At 77.3% G+C, this 264-nt stretch carries 1 pseudogene; it reads right to left on the bottom strand.

Annotated elements, in window-relative coordinates:
* A pseudogene (locus OH705_RS27690) lies at nucleotides 1-216 on the bottom strand (5-oxopent-3-ene-1,2,5-tricarboxylate decarboxylase); the annotation flags it as partial.
* Between the last annotated feature and the right edge of the window lie 48 nt (nucleotides 217-264).

Here is a 264-nt window from a genome sequence, read left to right as displayed (position 1 = left end):
CAGCGAGGGATGGCGCGGCAGCTCGCGCCCGGCCTCGGCTACGTGGCGGCCGTAGTTCAGGCCGACGCAGAGGATCTTGCGCGGCGCCGGCACCGGCGGCAGCCATTGCAGGTCCGCCAGCGCGATGCCGGGGCCTTCGTGCCGCGCGGCCGCTTGCGCGATCTGCGCCACCCCCGCCGCCAGGGCCGTGGCCAGGTCGGGCCAGTACCGCGTCAACGGCACGACCTCGGCGTCGCGCAGCATGCCCCAGGCCGGCTGGCCCGC

The organism is Pseudomonas sp. BJa3, assembly GCF_026343815.1.
GTDB classification, from domain to species: Bacteria; Pseudomonadota; Gammaproteobacteria; order Pseudomonadales; family Pseudomonadaceae; genus Aquipseudomonas; species Aquipseudomonas soli.
This window is presented reverse-complemented; position numbering and strand designations above follow the sequence as displayed.